At 44.6% G+C, this 20,375-nt stretch carries 18 protein-coding genes; 7 read left to right on the top strand and 11 right to left on the bottom strand.

Annotation, left to right across the window (positions count from 1 at the left end; all coding sequences use genetic code 11):
- Nucleotides 1-40: 40 nt before the first annotated feature.
- The gene (locus MHI21_RS24970) at nt 41-781 is read right to left on the bottom strand and encodes an SDR family NAD(P)-dependent oxidoreductase (protein WP_341162726.1); all 741 of its coding nucleotides are present in this window, start codon (nt 779-781) and stop codon (nt 41-43) included.
- A gap of 157 nt (nt 782-938) precedes the next feature.
- Between MHI21_RS24970 and MHI21_RS24965 the strand changes: the two genes are divergently transcribed.
- Nucleotides 939-1,844, top strand: a complete 906-nt coding sequence (locus tag MHI21_RS24965; RefSeq protein ID WP_342419098.1) for a LysR family transcriptional regulator — start codon at nt 939-941, stop codon at nt 1,842-1,844.
- 90 nt (nt 1,845-1,934) lie between these two features.
- Here the strand turns inward: MHI21_RS24965 and MHI21_RS24960 are convergent, their stop codons facing one another.
- Nucleotides 1,935-2,804, bottom strand: a complete 870-nt coding sequence (locus MHI21_RS24960) for an AraC family transcriptional regulator (RefSeq protein WP_342419097.1) — start codon at nt 2,802-2,804, stop codon at nt 1,935-1,937.
- A gap of 320 nt (nt 2,805-3,124) precedes the next feature.
- Between MHI21_RS24960 and rlmN the strand changes: the two genes are divergently transcribed.
- From rlmN to MHI21_RS24945, 3 genes are all read left to right on the top strand, one after another.
- Nucleotides 3,125-4,222, top strand: a complete 1,098-nt coding sequence (gene rlmN / locus MHI21_RS24955) for a 23S rRNA (adenine(2503)-C(2))-methyltransferase RlmN (protein ID WP_341162729.1) — start codon at nt 3,125-3,127, stop codon at nt 4,220-4,222.
- Between the two features lie 139 nt (nt 4,223-4,361).
- On the top strand, nt 4,362-5,063 hold the full coding sequence (locus tag MHI21_RS24950; RefSeq protein ID WP_341162730.1) for a dihydroorotate dehydrogenase electron transfer subunit: 702 nt from the start codon (nt 4,362-4,364) through the stop codon (nt 5,061-5,063).
- Nucleotides 5,044-5,976, top strand: a complete 933-nt coding sequence (locus tag MHI21_RS24945; protein WP_342419096.1) for a dihydroorotate dehydrogenase — start codon at nt 5,044-5,046, stop codon at nt 5,974-5,976. Before MHI21_RS24950 ends, MHI21_RS24945 begins: the two co-directional genes overlap by 20 nt.
- Nucleotides 5,977-6,628: 652 nt before the next feature.
- Here the strand turns inward: MHI21_RS24945 and MHI21_RS24940 are convergent.
- From MHI21_RS24940 to MHI21_RS24930, 3 genes are all read right to left on the bottom strand, one after another.
- Nucleotides 6,629-7,372 (bottom strand): SDR family oxidoreductase, encoded by a 744-nt coding sequence (locus MHI21_RS24940; RefSeq protein WP_165178154.1) that lies wholly within the window; start codon nt 7,370-7,372, stop codon nt 6,629-6,631.
- Between the two features lie 284 nt (nt 7,373-7,656).
- Nucleotides 7,657-8,034, bottom strand: a complete 378-nt coding sequence (locus MHI21_RS24935) for a MerR family transcriptional regulator (protein WP_165178152.1) — start codon at nt 8,032-8,034, stop codon at nt 7,657-7,659.
- Between the two features lie 355 nt (nt 8,035-8,389).
- A complete protein-coding gene (locus MHI21_RS24930) occupies nt 8,390-8,572 on the bottom strand; it encodes a hypothetical protein (RefSeq protein ID WP_013312637.1) in 183 nt (60 codons plus the stop codon).
- Between the two features lie 226 nt (nt 8,573-8,798).
- On the opposite strand from MHI21_RS24930, the gene MHI21_RS24925 reads away from it, so the two are divergent.
- Entirely contained in the window at nt 8,799-10,448 is a 1,650-nt protein-coding gene (locus MHI21_RS24925; protein WP_342419095.1) for an ATP-binding protein, read from the top strand.
- Entirely contained in the window at nt 10,445-11,182 is a 738-nt protein-coding gene (locus MHI21_RS24920) for a response regulator (protein WP_342419094.1), read from the top strand. Before MHI21_RS24925 ends, MHI21_RS24920 begins: the two co-directional genes overlap by 4 nt.
- Nucleotides 11,183-11,232: 50 nt before the next feature.
- Here the strand turns inward: MHI21_RS24920 and MHI21_RS24915 are convergent, their stop codons facing one another.
- A complete protein-coding gene (locus MHI21_RS24915) occupies nt 11,233-12,252 on the bottom strand; it encodes a 2-hydroxyacid dehydrogenase (RefSeq protein WP_075154953.1) in 1,020 nt (339 codons plus the stop codon).
- Between the two features lie 17 nt (nt 12,253-12,269).
- Nucleotides 12,270-13,325: an AEC family transporter gene (locus MHI21_RS24910; RefSeq protein ID WP_069290688.1), complete on the bottom strand. Its 1,056-nt coding sequence runs from the start codon at nt 13,323-13,325 to the stop codon at nt 12,270-12,272.
- A 333-nt stretch (nt 13,326-13,658) separates the two neighbouring features.
- Here MHI21_RS24910 and mmuM point away from each other — a divergent pair, with 333 nt between their 5' ends.
- Entirely contained in the window at nt 13,659-14,606 is a 948-nt protein-coding gene (gene mmuM, locus MHI21_RS24905) for a homocysteine S-methyltransferase (RefSeq protein ID WP_342419093.1), read from the top strand.
- A 110-nt stretch (nt 14,607-14,716) separates the two neighbouring features.
- Here mmuM and MHI21_RS24900 read toward each other — a convergent pair whose 3' ends face one another.
- From MHI21_RS24900 to rhaA, 4 genes are all read right to left on the bottom strand, one after another.
- Entirely contained in the window at nt 14,717-16,987 is a 2,271-nt protein-coding gene (locus tag MHI21_RS24900) for a GDYXXLXY domain-containing protein (protein ID WP_342420247.1), read from the bottom strand.
- A gap of 138 nt (nt 16,988-17,125) precedes the next feature.
- Complete coding sequence (locus MHI21_RS24895) at nt 17,126-18,019, bottom strand: AraC family transcriptional regulator (RefSeq protein WP_342419092.1); 894 nt, start codon at nt 18,017-18,019, stop codon at nt 17,126-17,128.
- 197 nt (nt 18,020-18,216) lie between these two features.
- Nucleotides 18,217-19,062: a rhamnulose-1-phosphate aldolase gene (gene rhaD, locus MHI21_RS24890; protein WP_342419091.1), complete on the bottom strand. Its 846-nt coding sequence runs from the start codon at nt 19,060-19,062 to the stop codon at nt 18,217-18,219.
- Nucleotides 19,063-19,115: 53 nt separating this feature from the next.
- Nucleotides 19,116-20,372, bottom strand: a complete 1,257-nt coding sequence (gene rhaA / locus MHI21_RS24885; protein WP_342419090.1) for an L-rhamnose isomerase — start codon at nt 20,370-20,372, stop codon at nt 19,116-19,118.
- Nucleotides 20,373-20,375: the final 3 nt, after the last annotated feature.

Raw genomic sequence — 20,375 nt, 5'->3', positions numbered from 1 at the left:
TGAGAAGGCGGCTTGTTTTTACGCAGAAGTCCCAGTATCTTTACAGCGTTTGTCCGCTGTCCACCGTAATGATCTGGCCTGTCATGGCTTCCTGTTCCAAAGCAGAGCAGATCATGCTGGCGATATCTTCAGGTGTGGAAATGCGCTGTAGGAGCAAATGAGGAAACAGTTGCTTCATTTGTTCTTCTCGGCCTGCCCACCATCTTGTCGCTACGGCTCCCGGCACGATGCAATTGACGCGAATATCCGGTGCCAGTGCTCGTGCTAAAGATTTGGTCAGCCCGTGAACGGCCGCTTTGGATACCGCATAGGGAAGAGAGGAACCTAGCCCTGTTTGTCCTGCTATACTTCCAAGATTGACGATAGCTCCTTGCTTACTACGCTTCATAAAAGGAGCTACGGCTCTGGCACAGTAAAACATGCCTTTTACATTTACATTAAATAGATCATCCCATATCTCTTCCGTGGCTGCCTCCAGATCATCCATAGGAATGTGATACGTAATGCTAGCGTTATTCACAAGTATATCAATCGTACCGAATTGCTGGACAATCTGGTCAACCATAATTCGAACTTCCTGATCTCGGGAAACATCTGCCTGTAATGCGATAGCACGTCCACCCTTTTCAAGGATCATACGTACAGTTTCCTCAGCATCGTTTTTAGAGCGGGAATAGTTTACGACAACCGTAGCTTTTCGATCTGCCAAGGCCATACATGCGGCTCTCCCAATTCCTGTACCTCCACCTGTAACCAGTGCTACTTTTTGATGTAAATCCATATATATTCGCTCCTTCTCCAACCAGTTCATTTTGCGTCTGAAAATAATATGATCTGATATGTATCATTGTAGAGGATGTATTTTGTTCTGTATAATTGAATTAACTGAATTTACGATTCAATAAAATTGAATTAATTGTGCATATAGGAGACTGGAAATGGACATTAAAACGCTCAAAACATTTCAAATGATTGTGAATTACGGGAGTTTTATGCGTGCAGCGGAAGAGTTGAATTATGCACAATCTACCGTGACGATGCAAATACAGAAGCTGGAGTCCGATATGGGAATTCAACTGATCGAACGGGGCAAGAAAATAAAATTAACTGAAGCGGGCAGGATGTTTTACGAGCAAAGTCTACATATTGTAAAGAATATGGAGCAATTGCAGGAAAATATGGACAATCTGCAAAGAGGAACCGCAGGCGACCTTCGTATAGGAGTGACCGAACCGACTGCCAGTTACCGACTACCAGAAATTTTAAAACGATTCTTAATCCATTATCCGAACATTCGAGTTTCTATTGAGTTTGGGAATACCCCTAATCTAAGCGAGCGTGTTCTCAAGGGGGATATTGATTTAGCGCTGTGTTCCGCACCGGATGTGGGCACAGAGCTATATTTTGAACCTTTATTTAGGGAGAAATTTGTAGTTTTAATGCCTGAAAATCACCTGCTTGCGGAAAAAGAAAACATTGGGCCGGAGGATTTACAGGGGCAGCGGTTGCTTATTACGTCGGCCACCTGTCCATATCGTCGCAAACTTGAAATGGTCATGAAGGAATATGGAATAACCATATTAAACACGATGGAAATTGGCAGCATGACGGCTCTGAAATTTTATGTGGAGAGCGATTTAGGTATTGCACTTGTGCCACAAATTCTGGTCAGTTCTGTCCCGACAGGAACAGCGGTGAGGGAGTTAAGTGGCAGCCTGATCGATATGACCTTCGGCCTTCTTTGCAAAGCAACAGACTATCCGCTAAAGCCGGCAGGTTCAAGGCTATACTCTCTGTTGAAGCAGGAGCTTGGGGAGTTGCCTGGGAGCATTAAGCTAGAGTAGGGAGTATGCAGGGAGTTGTGTTTTCTGCCACCTTATGATGTAAATGCAGTACGGTATAAAACCGACTGCGATACGCAGTCGGTTCGTTGTTTACTTTTTCTTAATCGGAATCCAAACTTCACTTCGGTAGTCTTCAGCATGTGAATCGCCCATAGTATACACTTCCAGTTCCGGGCCGCCTGAATGCTCATAATTACTGGCAGGGAACCATTCCTGAAAAATTCTTTGCCATACCTTTTGGATCGAGTGAGGCATAGGGCCGATGGATGTAAATACTGCCCAGGTTGAAGCCGGAATGGTTCTGGATTCCAGCCCATTCGCGGTCGCTACGTCTTCGCTGCCTTCTGCAGCAATCAGGTACGTGAATTTCTCTTCTCCATGTTTGAAGTCCAAACAAATACCGAGGATATCGTCGCCTGTTCCCAAGGCATGAATCTGATCCGATGTACCATCCGCATTCAGTTCGTTCCAGAATTTTGGGATTTCTCGAAGATTATCGCCGTTCTTAGTGGTGACTTGAATGGACTTGCCAATGACCGTAAAGGCCGCTTTCTCTACAATTTTGTAATCCATTTCCTGATCTCCCTTCAACGATAGATGGAAGGTGATGCGTGGAAAGGCTTTCAGGTTCACCCCAGGGCTTCTGGCCTCAGTGGGAGAAATACCGTGTACCTTACGGAACGCTTTAGAAAAAGATTCGGGGGAATCATATCCGTATTTGAACGCTACATTCAGCACCTTGGCGGAAGAAAGACTCAATTCCTGAGCAGCCAAGGTCAATCGACGTTTGCGCACATATTCTGCAACCGTAACGCCGGTTATCATATGAAACATACGCTGAAAATGGAAAGGAGACGAGTAAGCTGCCTTTGCAATTTCATCGATATCGAGTGGCTGCTGCATTCTCTCTTCCATCAGATCGAGTGCGTTCTTGATCCGAAGCAACCATTCCAACCGCATCACCTTCCTTATTTGTAATCATATCATTAGGAGTATCTGTAATCCTGTCTTTGCGTGCTCTTGTTGAACAGGTTCTGTCGCATAGTTTAATGTGGCTTGTACTTTGTTTCAAGACAGACATAATTTCACGCTAACATTTTGGAGAAACCATGTGCCTGCCCCCTTGTGTTCATAATTAAAATTTGGGACAATGGAAGAGGCGTTTAAATAGCGCAGATTGCTTAAACATGCTATGATGCAATGATGGTTGAGACGAATGGTGCGTGCTTAGTTTTATATAGAGGAAGACGAATTTGAATGTTTTGAAAAGAGGATCGAACATGAAAAAAGAATCCATTTATGGATTAACGCTAGATCAATTGACAGTATGGCTCATCGAGCATGGACATAAGAAATCCCGGGCATTGCAGGTATGGGACGCATTGTACCGGAAGCGGGTTACTGATTTTGCAGCGATGGCAGAGGTTCATGAGGATTGTACTCGCCTGTTGGCCGAGCATTTTTCCATTGAAACACTTGAAGAACACGTGAAGCAACAGTCAGCAGACGGGACGGTCAAGTTCTTGTTCCGGCTTCAGGATGGTAATTTGATTGAGACAGTAATGATGCGGCATAAGTTTGGCTTATCCGTATGTGTGACTACGCAGGTAGGATGTAACATTGGGTGCAGCTTCTGTGCGAGCGGATTGTTGAAGAAGAGCCGTGATCTGTCCAGCGGTGAAATTGTAGAGCAAATTATGAAGGTTCAGCTGTATCTGGATCAGGAACGTCCGGGCGACCAAGTCAGTCATGTCGTGGTGATGGGAATTGGCGAACCGTTTGATAACTTCGTGAACCTGTCCGATTTCATTCGGGTCATTAAGGATCACAAAGGGCTAGCGATTGGGCCGCGGCATATTACCGTTTCCACAAGTGGACTTGCTGATAAAATCATTGAATTTGCAGATTCCGACCTGCATGTCAATCTGGCGATCTCCCTCCACGCTCCGAATAATGAGATTCGTACTCGCATTATGAAGATCAACCGGGCGATTCCGATTGAGAAACTCATGCAGGCGATTGATTATTATTTGGACAAAACAAATCGTCGGATTACGCTGGAGTACATCTTGCTGAAGGATGTTAATGACGGTAAGGAGCACGCGCTCGAACTGGCTGAATTGGTGGGCCATCGTCGTAATCTGGCCAATGTAAACCTGATTCCGTACAATCCTGTGGATGAGCATAGTCAATACCAGCGGAGTGAGTCGGAGTCGATTACGGGCTTCTATGATGTTCTGAAAAAACAAGGCATTAGCTGTAGTGTTCGGCTGGAGCATGGAGTCGATATTGACGCAGCCTGCGGACAGCTACGCAGCAAGCAAATCCGCAAGGATGCCAAGGGTAGCCGCAATACGGAGCGCGAAGCCATTAGTTAAATACACAAGCGTACTCTCTAACAGGAGTACGCTTTTTTATATCGCGAGCCGCAGGGCGAAACGTTACCCGAAAATGTGAAAATAGTCACGTAATAGTTGCTGCTTTTACGTTATAGTGAGTGGTTAGTGGAGGGGTTATATGGCTAACGTAATTTCGAATGTGGCGCTCGTTCCGGGCATTTATGTGATGAAAATAGAGGGAAAGTTTAAAGGGAACATGGGGCAGTTTTACATGCTGCGCAGCGGGACAGGTTACCCACTGCTGCCCAGACCCATCAGCATTTATGATATCGGGGAAGAGAGTATTTCCTTTTTGTATCGGGTTGTTGGAGAGGGGACCAATTTGTTTTCCCAATTACAGCCTGGTCAGGACATTCAGTTAGAAGGACCTTTCGGAAACGGTTTTCCGCAGGTAGAGGGTAGTTTGGCTTTGATCGGCGGTGGCATGGGTACTGCTCCGTTGCTGTTGGCTGCAAAGTATTACCCGCATGCGCATGTTTATCTGGGGTTTGCACAGCAAGCCTTCGGGGTTGAAGCGTTCGAAGCTGTGGCGGCATCTGTACAGGTCAAGGTAGGGGGAAGCATCGTCGAACAGGTCGATCCGACGCTTTATGCAAATATGTTCTCCTGCGGGCCAACTCCGATGTTGCAAGCACTCGCCATGAAAACGGTGGATACGTCATCCCGCTTATATATTTCAACTGAAAGACACATGGCCTGTGGTATTGGCGCATGTTTGGGCTGTACGATGCGTACCCGTGGAGGCAATCGTAGGGTATGTAAAGAAGGGCCTGTATTCCCGGTGGAGGAGGTGGAGTTTGATGATCTCCATGGCGTGTAATATTGCGGGTGTACCGTTCAAGAACCCGATCATCATGGCTTCCGGTACGTTTGGATTCGGACGTGAATATGCGGAATTTTATTCTCCTGAATTATTGGGTGGTATCGTCGGCAAGGGACTGACCCTGCATCCGAAGGCTGGTAATACAGGATCACGAATACATGAGACAGCATCCGGCATGCTCAATAGTGTGGGGCTGGAGAATCCGGGTGTTGCCGCTTTTTTGAAGGATGAGCTGGATGACATGACACGCTGGAACACGGCTGTTATTGCCAATGTGGGCGGCTCCAATCTGGAGGAATATGTTCAGGCCGTAGCGATGATTACGGAAAACGCACAAAAGCGTCGCACGATGAACCGCAGAGGCGTTGATATGCTGGAATTGAACATTTCATGTCCCAATGTGAAGCAGGGTGGAATGCAATTTGGTATCCAGACGGAGGTAGCGCGGGAGGTTGTGCGTCAGGTGCGCAATGTGACGGCGCTTCCGTTGGTTGTCAAGCTGTCTCCCAATGCTGAGAACATCACGCAGATGGCGGTTATGTGCGAGGAAGAAGGCGCAGACGGAGTTTCGCTGATCAATACATTTTCTGCAATGAAAATAGATATACGCCGGCGTCGCAGTGTCTTCGCCAACACGTATGCAGGTCTTTCCGGCCCGGCAATTAAACCGATTGCCTTGCGCATGGTTCACCAGGTGGCACAGGCGGTGTCGATTCCGGTGATCGGGATGGGTGGGATTAGCTCGGTGGAGGATATTATTGAATTCACCATGGCAGGGGCCGCTGCCATTCAGGTGGGAACGTACAATTTTGTTCATTTACATGCAGGGGCTGAGCTGGTACATGGCCTTGAACAATGGATGCAGCTGGAAAAGGTGCAGTCATTGGATGAGATACGAGGAATTTTGTAATTTGGTATCTGCTTATGCATAAACAAAAGCATACAAAACTGGTATTATCCCCTTTAAGTAGACAAGAGAAAAAAGACATCTGATAAGATAGATGGATTTAATCTTGTTGAACGGAGGGGTTTCTTCATGGACAAAAAAGACAAGCCTTTCGTCAGTACTCTGAGATTTTAGAAGCAAATCGTCGCTTGGCGTCCTTCACAACGAAACAATCTTCCTCGTTAACGAAACACTAGACACACTAAGTAAGGATGTAAATCTGGAGAGGGAAAAGCTCGGAATCCTCGAATGCCATTCCAGGTGAGGAAACTGTCTGGACAATGCCTGCACAGATAAGCAAACCTGAAACCTTAGCCGAGGCAGAACAACAGGTATATGAATATATCTCATTGTATAACCAAAGTGGATTCCAGGAAAATGAACAACCGTTCCCCGGTTGAATACCGAGAAACGGATGCTGCTTCAAAGTGTCTTTTAGCCCTGTTACTTTACAGGAATATGACCTAATAGCGACTTTCAACGGTACCATGTTCTTGTCCTCGACAAGTGTCGGGACAACATCAGTACAAACTGGCCTTCCTCAGAGGAATTACTTGTAATTTCTCTATCTTTTTTAGAGGAGAAGATTGGAACCGCTGCGGCTGTAGCGACAGCTTTATAAGCTTTGAGACGTGGGGCGGACAATCAGTTCGTTAATCGTTACGTTAGTCGGCTGCTGGATCGCAAACAGTATGGTTCTCGCAATGTCGCTAGGGTCAAGTTGACTCCATTCCTGGCTGCCCAATTTCTCCAATGCCGGATAAATCGAGTTGTCGGTGATGGTATCGTACAGCTCGGTCTCCACCGCGCCAGGGGAGATGAGAGTCGTCCGAATATTTTGCATGGGTCCTAATTCGGTTCGCATACCTTCTGTTAAAATCCGTACGGCATGCTTAGTCGCACTATAAATAGAGCTTGAAGGGAAGATGATATGTCCCGCAATGGACGAGAAATTAATGATATGTCCCTCATTACGTTCTTCCATATGTTTGTACACTGCCGCCATCCCATAGAGGACGCCCTTAATGTTCACATCGATCATTCTCTCCCATTCGTCAACTTTCAAATTTTTGAAGAACGAAAGTGGCATTATCCCAGCATTATTGATCAAAATGTCGATTTGTCCATAGACTTTAATGGTTTCATCTACCAATGCTTCCACGTCGGCAAACGAGGTGACGTCAGTCACCTTGTAGCTGGCTTCACCTCCAGCGTTACGGATTTCTTCTTGAAGTTGCTGTAATCGGTTTTCCCGGCGAGCAGCAAGCATGACTTTAATGTTGTGTTGAGCGAGAAGTTTAGCCGTTGCCGCTCCCATTCCGCTGCTTGCACCTGTGATGATTGCTACTTTTGTATTCATGTGTACTTCCCCTTTGTTCTTATATTAGCCAGTAATCGTTGGCTTGATTCCAGGTTATCAATTAGAGTTTAATATAAGTCAAGCTTCAATGATTTAATAATTCGCACAGGCAAAATCCCCACAAATCCGTGGTTTTTTAGATAATGAAGAATAATAAATAGGAAAAAACGGAAAACAACTACATGAAATATATTAGAGTTTACTCTAATATATGCGCTAAAAAAGACGCGTTCTCCATCCGGGGAACGCGCTCCACTTAGAGTGAAATGTTGCAAAAAGACGATCTAGGGCAGCATCTTGGTCAATCCTTTTTCCTGCATGTCATATAATGCCAGCTTGTAATTGATTTGCTCCAAATATTTAATAGTTTCCGAGAGGTCCTTCTCCACTTTTTCCTTGTGCATAAGCATCATTTGTTTACGTATTTTAAGCGTGTTCTCGCCTTTTTGGTATAAATCTACATATTTCCTGATCTCGGCAAGTGGCATGCCCGTCGCCCGCAGCGCCAACACAAAATTCAACCAGTCCATACTCTCTTCGTCATACAATCGATTGCCACTCGAATCGCGCTTGACGCATGGTAGAATTCCTTCCCGTTCATAAAACCGAAGAGTATATGGGGTAATTCCAGTTTTCTCCGAAATTTCTTTAATCGTGGACATCACTTTCTCCTCCAGTCATCAAAGTAAACTCTAACCTTTATCCTTCATTCATTTCCATATTACTGGCATTAATAGCTGATTATTAAGGGGATACCCTAGTCTAATGGTGGATTTAACAAGCTTTTAACTTAGAGTTTACTGTATGGATTAAGATGTATTCAATACATTATTTACAGAAAGAAGATATTGTTTATGTCAGATCAATTTTAAACTGGACACTTGATGACGATCTTGCAGTTTACTGTTTAACCAGGAGCGATTCCTGAAAAAATTAACGACCTTTTCTCGGCAGAGTACCAGGAAAAGGTCGTAGCTAAAAGTTATCTTTTTTATTTGACTCAACAGCCAAACTCGACTAATGGTTAATATCGCACTTGTTCAAGATGAACGAAATTTGATTTTCCAGCCGATGAATGGCTTCCTCGGACGCCTGGTCGTTCGCACCTTGTTCCTGAAGCGCAGCGAGTTCCTGCTTGAGCTGATGAAGGTCTTGTCCTGCATTAGCGCAGTTGTAATTGCTTTCGAGATTGTCAATCATCCGATATCCTCCATTTCATTAGGTGTACGTCCTTATTATGGAGAATTGATCTTTCCTTATTCAGCATATCGTTTTATTTCAGATAAAGGCTACGTTTGTTGTCGGTGGAGCGCGCAGAGCTTGCGAAATAAGAAGGAAATTGTCAAACGATGTCGAATATCAAGGAAATATAGGGACAGAGATAGGCTCTTCTTCCTAATGGAGAGCTTGACAAAGAAGCTGGGTGATGGGGTTGCAGTTAATAGGTAAGTCGAAGCCGAGACGACAATTCAAGGTTTCGCTACAATTCATGATTATTATTTTGGTTGTTTTAGTTATTATTATTTCCTTGATTATATCCTTGCTTCTCATTCGTAATTTCGTGATTAACAAGCATTTTGATAATACGAAGGAAAAACTTTCGGGTATTGCCAAGGTGGTTGCCAGTGACAACGATGTGATTCGTAATGTTGAGCGAGGAGTTCCTGTGAGACAGATCCAGGATTACTCGCTTGGAGTCATGCATAACGTTAATGTAGATTTTGTAGTCATACTGAACCACGATTTAATTCGGCTATCCCATCCTAATGCAACCATGATTGGCAAGCCGTTCTCTGATCTGAATGATGCCAGAAAGGCGCTATCCGGTCAGGGACATTTCTCTGAGAATATCGGTGTTTTGGGTCAAGGCTACCGTTATTTTACGCCGATATTCAATCAACAGAATGAGGTCATTGGCATTGTATGTGTAGGACTGACCATGAGAACGCTAAATCATGATTTGATGCAGGCGCAGTATACCATTTTTGGAGGACTGATGCTGGGGCTCTTTAGTGGAGTTCTGGGGGCGATCATTCTGGCTCAGAAAATCAAAAAGATTTTATTTGGGCTTGAGCCGCAAGAGATAGCAACACGATTGCGCGAAAAAGAAATTATTGAAAATGAGGTCGCTGAAGGCATTATAGCCATTTCGGCGGACAAGAAAATTATGCTCATGAACAAAGAAGCTCAGGCCAAGTACCAACTGGCGAACCAAGAGATGAAAGCCCCGATTGGCGAGCAGCTAGATACCAACTTTTATAATGTGCTCTTCAAGAGAGTGTTTGATGATAAGAAGAAGATCAAGGATCGCTCGTTTTATGTGAATGGTATAGAAGTCATTGCGACAGTAACCCCTATACATGTTGAAAATGAGTTTTTTGGGGCAGTTGCCACACTGCGCGATCAATCCGAAATGATTCATCTTAGTAATCAGTTAAGTGGCACCAAATATTATATTAACTCTCTTCGCGGACAGACGCATGAGTTTATGAACAAAATGCACGTGATCTCCGGACTGATTGAGATGAGGAAATATGAAGAGGTCAGTCAGTATATTCAGCAGCTAAATCACCGGTATCAAAATGAAGTAGGCTTTCTAACAGAGAGAATTAAGGTTCCGGCGTTAGCAGGTTTTATTATGGGGAAAATCAACGAAGCACGCGAGCAGAATATTTCGGTGTTACTGGAAGAAAGCTCGAATGTCTCCAATGTAGAGATGCAGGACATTGTTCATGATGTTATACACATATTGGGCAATTTTTTTGATAACGCGATAGACTCCATTTTACAAAAAAAACAACCCGGCAAAATTGAATTAAAATTGAATTATGAGTGCGAGGGAAATGTGTTCATTTTGAAAGTGAAGGATAATGGTATGGGGATTGATTCCGAAATGCAACAAAGAATATTCGAGCATGGCTTCTCAACCAAAGGAGAGGACAGGGGTTACGGCTTGAATCTGGTTAAAACCATGGTGGATAATCACCAGGGCATCATTGAAATTGACAGCCAACCTGGCCTGGGAACAAGTATCTATGTAGAGTTGCCCTGTACATTGGAGGTGACGAGTGAATGAAGGTACTCATTGTTGAGGATGATCCCATGGTTGCTGAGCTCAACCAACAGTTTATTGAGCGTATGGACAACTTGGATGTGGTAGGTAAAGCAGATACCGTCCAGAAAGCGCAGGATTATCTTCAGAAACACACACCGGATTTGGTATTGCTGGACGTGTATTTACCCGGAAAAAGCGGATTAACCTTGCTATCCCATATGCAGGAGCATCAGTACCATGCTTCGGTTATTTTAATTACGGCTGCAAAAGATATTCAGACGGTGAAGGAAGCTGTTTTTTATGGTGTTGCAGACTATTTAATTAAACCCTTTACATTCGAACGCTTTAGACTGGCTGTTGAGAAAATCCAGCGCCTAGCCACGGTGATGGAGGAAGGGAACGGAATTAATCAAGCTGTCATTGACCATTATTTTAATAAAGAAGAGTATACGGGTGTGGAGAAGAAAAAACCTGTTGAACATCCATCGCATAATCTACCGAAAAACCTGTCTAAAAATTTGTCCAAACTGACCATGACTACGATACTGAAGAGTATTCAAGAGCTGGACGGGCCATTCTCGGTTGAAACGTTAGCCAGAGAAGTGGACTTGTCCCGTATCACTGTAAAAAAATATATTCAGTTCCTGGTGGACGATGGCTTTCTGGTTGAATCGATAGAATACCACAAGGTTGGCAGGCCGCTAATGCTCTATCAGTTGAATCCTGATATAAAAGAACCGCCATTTCCATTGTAATCTGGAAATAGCGGTTCTTTTTTGTTCAACAAGAGTACCGAGCTTCCTAATTATTTCATAGAGAGAACAGGAAGTGGGACTAGGTTATCCGAAGAATGAGTTGTAACGATATCATGGAAGTTGTCGTAGCTAGTTTCAATCATGTTGGATAACGCCGTAACGGTATTCGAGCCAGCATGAGGCGTTACCAAAACTCTTGGATACAGCTCCACAAGCTTCTGGATCGTTGGGTCCGGGAGCATTTGCCATGGTTCAAATGCTCTAAAGAATAATTCATCTTCCTTAGGGAAGACATCCGTAGCGAAGCCTTCCAGATGGTTACTGAGCAAAGCGTCCAAAATGGCTTGGTTATCTTGTAATTCTCCACGTGATGTATTGATGAGAATAGATCCCTTTTTCATTTTTGCTAAAAAGCTGGCGTTAATCATTTTGTCGTTCTGTCCCGGCAGATAAGGAACATGCACACTAACGACATCACACTCTGCCAGTAATTCATCCAAGGTTGTGAATGGAATGACTTCCTTGGCCGCGTCCGATTGGTACACATCATAGCCGATAACAGAAGCGCCTAATCCTTTAAATAATTTGGCTTCCGTCAGACCGATGCGGCCGACCCCAATAATCCCAACTTTACAATTGTGAATCTCTTTGCTGAATGTATGCTCATCCACAATAAAATTTTTGAACGAGCTTTTGGTAGTCATATAAGCGGTGTGTCGGAACAGCATCATTGCTAAGGTTAAGGAGAGCTCGGCGATGGCATTCGGAGAGTAAGATGGCACGCGTGCCACCTTCATTCCGAATTCGCTGCAGGCATCCAAATCAATGTGGTTGATTCCGACTGTTCTGGTAAAAACATATCGAATGCCGTATTCATTGAATTTTGTGATATTTTCCCGATTGGCAGCACAGTTTCCTCTTAGCAAAACGGCATCGTGATGCTGTGCCAATTCTGCATTGCTAGTGGTTAACAACTCTTCTACCAGCGTTAGTTGAAAGTTATATTTATTGAGATCCTGGAAATAGGGTTTCTCATAAGAACGGACACCATAGCAAATGATTTTTAACATGTTATTTTCCCCCTGATTTAGAAAATTCCAATTTTATCAATGACATTGAGCGTAACGATCCACACTGGAATCATGACGACAGAAGTAATAGTTGATAGAAGCGATGCATTGGAGGTCAATATGGCTTCCTTATCAAAACTGATGGCATAGGCTGCGGCTACGGTAGCTGTAGGAGTAGCCATCATGATGACAATAGTAGCTAAAGCGACTGAATCGACTGACAGAATATGAGATACAGTCAACAAAGCCAGCAAGACGATGTTAACAATAGGTACAAGCCAAACCTTAACTATGCTGTAATACCAAGAGGTCTTATCAGTAGCTGCCGACTTGAAGCTGATCTCCCCTAATGTCGAGCCAATCGATAACCAGGCTAATGGAGAAGCTAGTCCAGCTAGGTAGGTCATGGGCTTGAACAGCCAGACAGCGGTTTGATCAATTCTTAGAAAGGCGAACTGCTGAATGGCCCCATCCTCTGTAGCTACACTCATCTGTGGCAAATAACCTTGAAACAACCAAACAAACAAGCCTAGAAACGTGGCGATAACGATGGGATTCAAAAACATGGTTTTGAGATTTTTAAGCTCCATTTTTAAGCCGCTCATTTTGATATAGCCATAGGAGTATAAGAAAATGCGGTACCCTATGTTAAAAATGGAACTGTACATCACTCCGGTAGGACCGTAAATGGCTCCGACAATTGGAATTCCGAAAAAAGTAGTAGAACCGAAAATGGTTAACACCCGCAAAACATCCTGTTTATCCTTGTTGTAGCTCAGGAAGAACGGTTTAGAAATAAAGATGAGAATAATATAAATTAGAACTCCCCATATTAAAACATTCATGCCTTGTTTTAACATTGTAGGATTAATATCCTGCATGAAAGAATTAAAGGCTAGTGCTGGTAGAGCCACGGTTAGAACAACCTTGGATAACATCTTTCCTACTGCTGCGTTAAAAATCCCCTTCTTCCGGCAAAAGAAACCAAGAAGGATAATAAAAACGGTGGAAGCGATAGAACTGACAATTTTGTTATCTGTTAAGGTCGCTGTAATCATTTCTAGTAAAGACATAGATAAAACCCTCTCTTGTACCTTTTTTCACATAAATGACGATGCAGAATGTGACGATGCAATTCCCTGATCTTTTGGCCAAAGTGTTGGTTTGCACTTTTATAGTAAAATGACTTTGTGAAAAAAAGAACAATATCTAATTAATTTAACTTATGAAACTAATTTAAAAAATTTATACATTACATCAGATGGCAAATGAAACGAAAGGGGACGTCTTCACGGAATGATTATTTCTTGGCTTTGTGAGTGCTCATCAACATTCGTGCTATAATGTAAATCATTAAAACCCACTTGATTAGTGGGTTAAATAGAAAAGACGAGCAGGAGGGCCACATGAATCCGATACAACATATACTGGACGAATTTCAGCTGATCGTGCTGGACGGCGCCATGGCGACCGAGCTGGAGCGTCATGGACATGATCTAAACGATAGCTTATGGTCAGCTAAAATCCTCCATGAGCATCCGGAGTCGATCAAGCGTGTGCATAGAGATTATTTTGAGGCTGGGGCAGACTGTGCGATTACTGCGAGCTATCAGGCTACCGTTGAAGGCTATGTTAAACGAGGCCTAAGCGAAAATGAGGCGCTGGAGTTGATTCAATCATCGGTGCGGATTGCTGTGCAGGCACGCGATGAGTTTTGGGCTGACGTGATGGCTACTGCAAGTCAGCGACATCGTCCCAAGCCGCTAGTCGCGGCTTCTGTAGGCCCTTACGGGGCGTTTTTGGCAGATGGATCAGAGTATCGTGGCGATTACAAGCTGAGCGAGGAACAGCTAGTGGAGTTTCACAGGCCACGTATGAAAGCTCTGATCGAGGCGGGTGCAGATATTTTAGCTTGTGAAACGATACCCTGTCTGGTTGAAGCGAAGGCCATCGTCCGATTGCTGAAGGAATTTCCTGGCACGTACGCCTGGATCAGCTTTAGCGCAAAGGATGGACAGCATATCAGCAATGGTGAGTCTGCCGCTGCATGTGCTGAGTGGCTGAATGGGCATGAGCAAGTGGCGGCCGTAGGAATCAATTGCACTTTGCCGAAATTCGTTCCATCGCTTATTCACGAAATACGCAGCCACACAGATAAGCCGGTGGTGGTATATCCCAATCTGGGGGAGGAATATGACCCGGTCACCAAGACATGGCATGGCAGCACTTGTACAGAGACATTCGGACAAAGTGCCCGCCAATGGTATGAAGCGGGAGCTCGTCTGATTGGCGGTTGTTGCCGGACTCAGCCGCTGGATATTGAGGAAATAGCATCATGGACGAGAGATGTATAAACGGAGATAAACGATGGTCCGAAAAAAAACAAGCAGGCTGAACCAAGTTGTGCTCCAGTAACGGAGGGGCTTGGTTCAGCCTGCTTTGTTTACTACCTTCGCCGATCCGGTCAGCTTTCTGCCAAACGTTCCAGCAGCGCGTCCCCATTGCGGCTCACCCGAATATGGGCAAAATGTGCGTTCTGTTCTACAGTACGTCCGGTTCCCTCAGGGATGAAATAATTCTCAATACCGTACAGAATACGAGAACCATACCATTGTCCATTTAGAATGACCTCATGACTGGCAAGTTTTTCACCATCTTGATATAGGCGATCCGCGACGTATACTCCTTGGCTATCAGGTGTGAGAACGACTTTGACCTTGCCTCGGCTCCATTCCTCCTCCTGAAGAAGGGGCTTGGAAGGCGGGGTAGATATGTCGTAATTCAGTGCCACATAATCGCCTTGCAGTAGGGAGCGCGGGTCTACAGGAGCCAGTTTGAGCTTAATGGAAGCCCCTGTGGCGAGCAGGGTTTCACTTCTCGCCGTCTGATAGCCGATGATCCCCAGCTGTAGCACGATGACAATGGCGATGAGTAACGGGCTTAAGCGCATGAAGCTAAAGCTGCGGTGGTCGGTATCGAATGCTGCTTTGCCGCTATGGGCCATTCGCCGATCCGCCCACCAGGTAATTCCGAGCGCAATGATCCCCAGTAGCGCCAGCGTAAAAGATTTATACAGTAGCGTCCACAATAAATCATAGTATTTGAAGCCGATAAAAATAAACCAGAAGACAACGCTCATGATGGTCTCCGATTTTTGTTTCAGACGGGCAAAGGCAAAGACCATCCCGGTAACGATAACAAAATAAAAAATGTTAATGAACATATAAGAGTGTGGAACGACATCCTCGAAAAACGTCGCCCAAAACAGGAACAGCAAGCTGAAAAATAATGAGCTATTCCGCAGATGTTCTTTTAACTCCGTCTTGGATATAAAGTAACTTACCCCATATAACACCGCATTGACGATGAAAAGAGAGAAGATGATGAACTTATAGGTCCAGTTCCAACCATCCCACTCCTGATACTGCTGAAATAAAATGGTCGCCAGATTCAGGTTTACAAAGGTGTAGGCAAAAAACAACTGCCTTTTCCCCTTGGAGCGAAACCATCCAGCGATGGAAACGATCAGAAATAATACCGAAAGCAGCGACTGATCTGACCATAGAATGGCCGCCAAGCCTGTAATATAGCTGATGGTCAGCAGTGTATAACGTATTACCGAATCCAGCTTGGATTCCGGTATGACAATCATCAAAATCATAAGCAGCAACGACACAACCAACAGTACATATTCGGTGTGGTTTACATTCGTGCTAATCATAATCAATCCGATGAGAGATATACTGCCGATCAGCACTCCAACCACTTTGATCACACGGGATACGGTTTTGCTAATCCATTCACTGCCATGTTCCTCTTGGACGATCGTCTCAGTCTTTGATGTACTAGTATCCGTTGTCCCTGAATCCGGCAGTGTTTTTCCCAAACGATTCAAATAGCGGAAAAACCACACGTTACCCGTCAGCAGCAACGCCACAAAAATCAAACCAAAAACAAAAAATAGAGATGAGGAGTACGCCTCAGCGAGCTCTATAAATTTAAAGACAGCAAACGCCGAAAGTGCCAATGCATTCAAGGTCAGTAGCGTTTTATTCAGCCGCACCTTGATAAATATATAAAATCCTAAAGCAATCACAGCGATATACGGTATATTCATGACCATGCCATACCCATCAAATGCAAAGGAATTGGTCATCGCTAACATAGCTATATGGAAAACCGTAAAGCTCATATATTGTAGTGGAGCAGAATGTATACGATGGAGGAACGTCAATAAAAATAGCAGCAGATTGACTATTGCGAACATTCCGGCAATGGACAACGATTCCAGCTCGCTATAAGGCACACTTTGCATCGTAGGGTAAAAATAAAGCCACAAACCAAGATGAATTAGTACATAAGACAGCATATAAAAAGGATTGTAGCGAGTAATCCAGCTAAGCAGTAGAGCCGGCACCGACCAAATGAAAAACAATCCGTAGCTGTCCGCATGGGAATTGTAAATTTGACCGAGCAATGCCACGGAAACGCCAAAGGCTATACAGCCAGCCACCAAAAACATATTAGACAGAAAAGCTTGTTGACCGGGAACAGCACGTATCCGTGCAAATACAAAAGACAAGCCGTAGAACAGAACAATAAGCGCAGCAGCAAGTACAATCTTGAATGTCCGATCCAGTCCACCCCAATTGGAGGCGAAAAAATAAATAATTGCGGCCAGTATCAGTGAGATGCCCAGCAGATAGCCCGTACGTATCGCATTGAATCGCAGCATGGATTTCACGTACCTTTCCTGTTGGTTTGATGCCTATTATAGCGTTGAAAGGGCTCAGAACCAAGTGGGAATTAGGATCAGGTCATAAAAAGAGAGACACCGTATACGGCGGCTCTCTTTAACGTTACTGGATTCCGACTAAGCGTTGACGGTACGAATCTCTTGCCGGGACTGATGTCGGAAGCGATACTCACGCGGTGGAATCCCTGCTGTTTTCTTAAATGCCTTGGAAAAGGTGGACATATCGGTATAGCCGATGGACTGGGCTATGATCGACAAATTGTAAGTCGTCTGCTCCAGTAATCTTTTGGCTTCGTTAATCTTGAGGTTTTGCAAATACTTGGCGGGAGAGATGAGGAAGGTGGAATGGAATTTACGTGAAAAATGCGCACGATCCACACCTACATGCTCGGCAATTTGTTCAATCGTAACACGGTCACAATAATGCATCTCAATGTAGTCTTTCCCCTGCTGGAGCCAATAATCAGAGCATACAAAGTTGCGCAGCACGTCAGATGTGTTGCGGGATAACTCCTCGAAGATCTGATGCAGTGTAATCAAGCGGGCCAGATCGCTGCCCTGTCTGCTGTTGTCCTGTACGATGGAAAACAGGTTGGAGATAAGTCTGAGGATTTCCTCGCTCACTGCGTTAGCCATAAATGGCGTAGAGGGATTAATTCCGATCCGCTCCAGCAATGCGAGGGACTTGGGTCCCTCAAAGGCAATCCATACCTTTTGCAACGGGTGCTCCTGATCGGTGTAATATTCATGGGCAAGATGCGGAAAAAAACAGAATAAATCAGACTTTTGGACGCGGTACTTTTGTTGCTTATAAATAAACTCAGCCTGACCTTCAAGTACAAATATCAAATAAAAATAAGGAACAGCCTTGGGACCGACATGGCAGCTTGTTTTCGAAATATCCATACCTAGTCTGACAGGCCAAACGGCGCTGGATTTTTCCAGTTCGGTGGCTGTGAAATAATGGTCTTCCACGATGTCGAAGTGATCTTCATTTTTTGCTCTTTTCATAACTTGTCACCTCTCCTTTGGTGGAGATAAGGGAATTTTGATTTTATTGTATATAAAGGAAAGCATAATTACAAGTTAATTCATTGGAATTAAGGGTTATGTAATTAAAACTAGGTATGCCAAGGGCTCCATGGCCGGTTGAGACGAGCCTTGGAGCCTTTTAAGTTCTATATTATGAGATGGAGATTAGTCTATATTTATACGTTCAGGATTCCTTCTTTTGGAGTAACGTTGAAGGCTTTGGCCAGATCGGCCAATTCCTGATCTGTAATCCGTTGCTGAATATTATGGTGAGCAATGAGCATATAAATTTGAGCCGCCTTTTCAATCGTTTCAATCAGGCCAAATGCTTCATCAATGGAGCTGCCCGTTCCGAAAATGCCATGATGAGGCCATAATACAGCGTGATGATCCTTCATTTTTTTTGCCGTTTCGCGGCCGATTTCGCTGGAACCTGGTACCATCCAAGGGATTACACCGATACCGTCTGGGAAGACGACAATACATTCAGTACACATTTCCCACAGCGTTTTGGTGAATTGGTTTTCGTCCAGACTATGAATGAAGGTCATGGCAATAACATGGGTGGCATGATTATGAATCACAACACGATGGTTAGGATCGACCTTCAAACGCTCAATGTGGCTCATAAAATGGGAAGGCAACTCACTGGTAGGCACTGCGCCATGTTTGAGGCCCCACAAGACTTCCAATTGCTCGCCATCCTGGGAGACACGAAGGACTCCTAAGTTAGCTTCTGGATCTGCAATTACGTTTTTGAAATATTTCCCTGATCCGGTGACGATAAAATATTTACCAGCCAGTTCATTCACCGGGAAAGCAGGTTTAATCGTCCGAATGACCTGATGAATATCTATATATTTTGCAACCTCAGCTTCATCCAGAATATAGCTTACATTACCTCCATTGCGTTCATCCCAGCCGAATTTCCACATGTTTTGTGTAATTTCCGCCATCTCGCGAACAAATGGGATATCCAGTCCCGATTTTCGTTCTTTTTGATTCTCCAGTACAGTAGTCATGGATAATCTCTCCCTTTTGGATGATATGAATATAAGCATTATCAGTACAGTAGTTAACGTTTCAGCAGTACCTGTTGTTCATAATTTTTAACTTCGGCCAGCCATTCCTCACGAACAGGAACGCCGTTTTGAGCGCAATAGTAATCCCATATGGCACCAAACGGATACGATTTAAACTCTTCGACCAGAGCAAGACGAGTGGTAAAGTCCCGTTCCTCTTCCGCCTGCTTTAATGCTTCAATCGGTTCGAGCATAGCGCGAAGCAGCGCTTTGATCGTGTTGCGTGTTCCGATGACCCATGCTGCTACATGATTGATACTTCCATCAAAGAAATCAAGACCGATATGGGTTCGGGAAAGCAATTCACCGCGAACCAGCTCACGGGCAATGTCCAGCAATTCGTCGTCCATTGTCACGACATGATCACTGTCCCAGCGAACCGGTCTGCTGACATGGAGCAATAATTGATCGGTGAACATCAGCAAAGAGGACAGTTTGTTCGAAATGACTTCGGTTGGATGGAAGTGACCAGCGTCGAGACAGATAGATTTACCGCGTGTCAGGGCGTAACCCATATAAAATTCATGGGAGCCCACGACATAGCTTTCCGAGCCGATGCCAAACAGCTTGCTTTCAACCGCATCGATGTTGTATTCTTCACTGATTTTCTCGCTGAAAATTTCGTCCAAAGCATCACGCAGACGTTCTCTTGGAGCCAACCGATCAACCGGAGTATCTTTATAGCCATCCGGCATCCAGTGGTTTGTGACACAGGGCTGACCGAGTTCTTTGCCAAAATGCTCTGCAATCCTGCGTGATTTTTTGCAGTGTGTGATCCAGAAATCACGAATTTCAGAATCCTTATGGCTCAGTGTGAAGCCGTCTTCCGCTTTGGGATGGGAGAACAGCGTTGGATTAAAATCAAGCCCAAGCCCTTGCTGCTTAGCCCAGTCTACCCAGTTCTGAAAATGGCGTGGCTCCAGTTGATCCAGATCCACTTGTTCTGTGGTGTCCGCATAGATTGCGTGCAAATTGACCTTGTGTTTACCCGGAATGAGTGATAGAGCTTTTTCTAAATCCTGACGCAACTCATGCGGCGTGCCTGCTCTGCCCGGGTAGCTGCCCGTTACGGCAATCCCCCCGCTAAGCTGTTTGTCTTTGAACAGAAATCCCTGAACATCATCACCCTGCCAGCAGTGCAGTGATATTTTGATTTGTGAAAGCTTCTGTAAAATATCGTCAACTTGAATACCGTGGCGGGTATAAAGCTTTTTCGCTTCGTTATAACTGGCTTCAATAGCTTCGTTCATGGC

This window comes from Paenibacillus sp. FSL H8-0168 (assembly GCF_038592955.1).
Lineage (GTDB): Bacteria > Bacillota > Bacilli > Paenibacillales > Paenibacillaceae > Paenibacillus > Paenibacillus polymyxa_B.
This window is presented reverse-complemented; position numbering and strand designations above follow the sequence as displayed.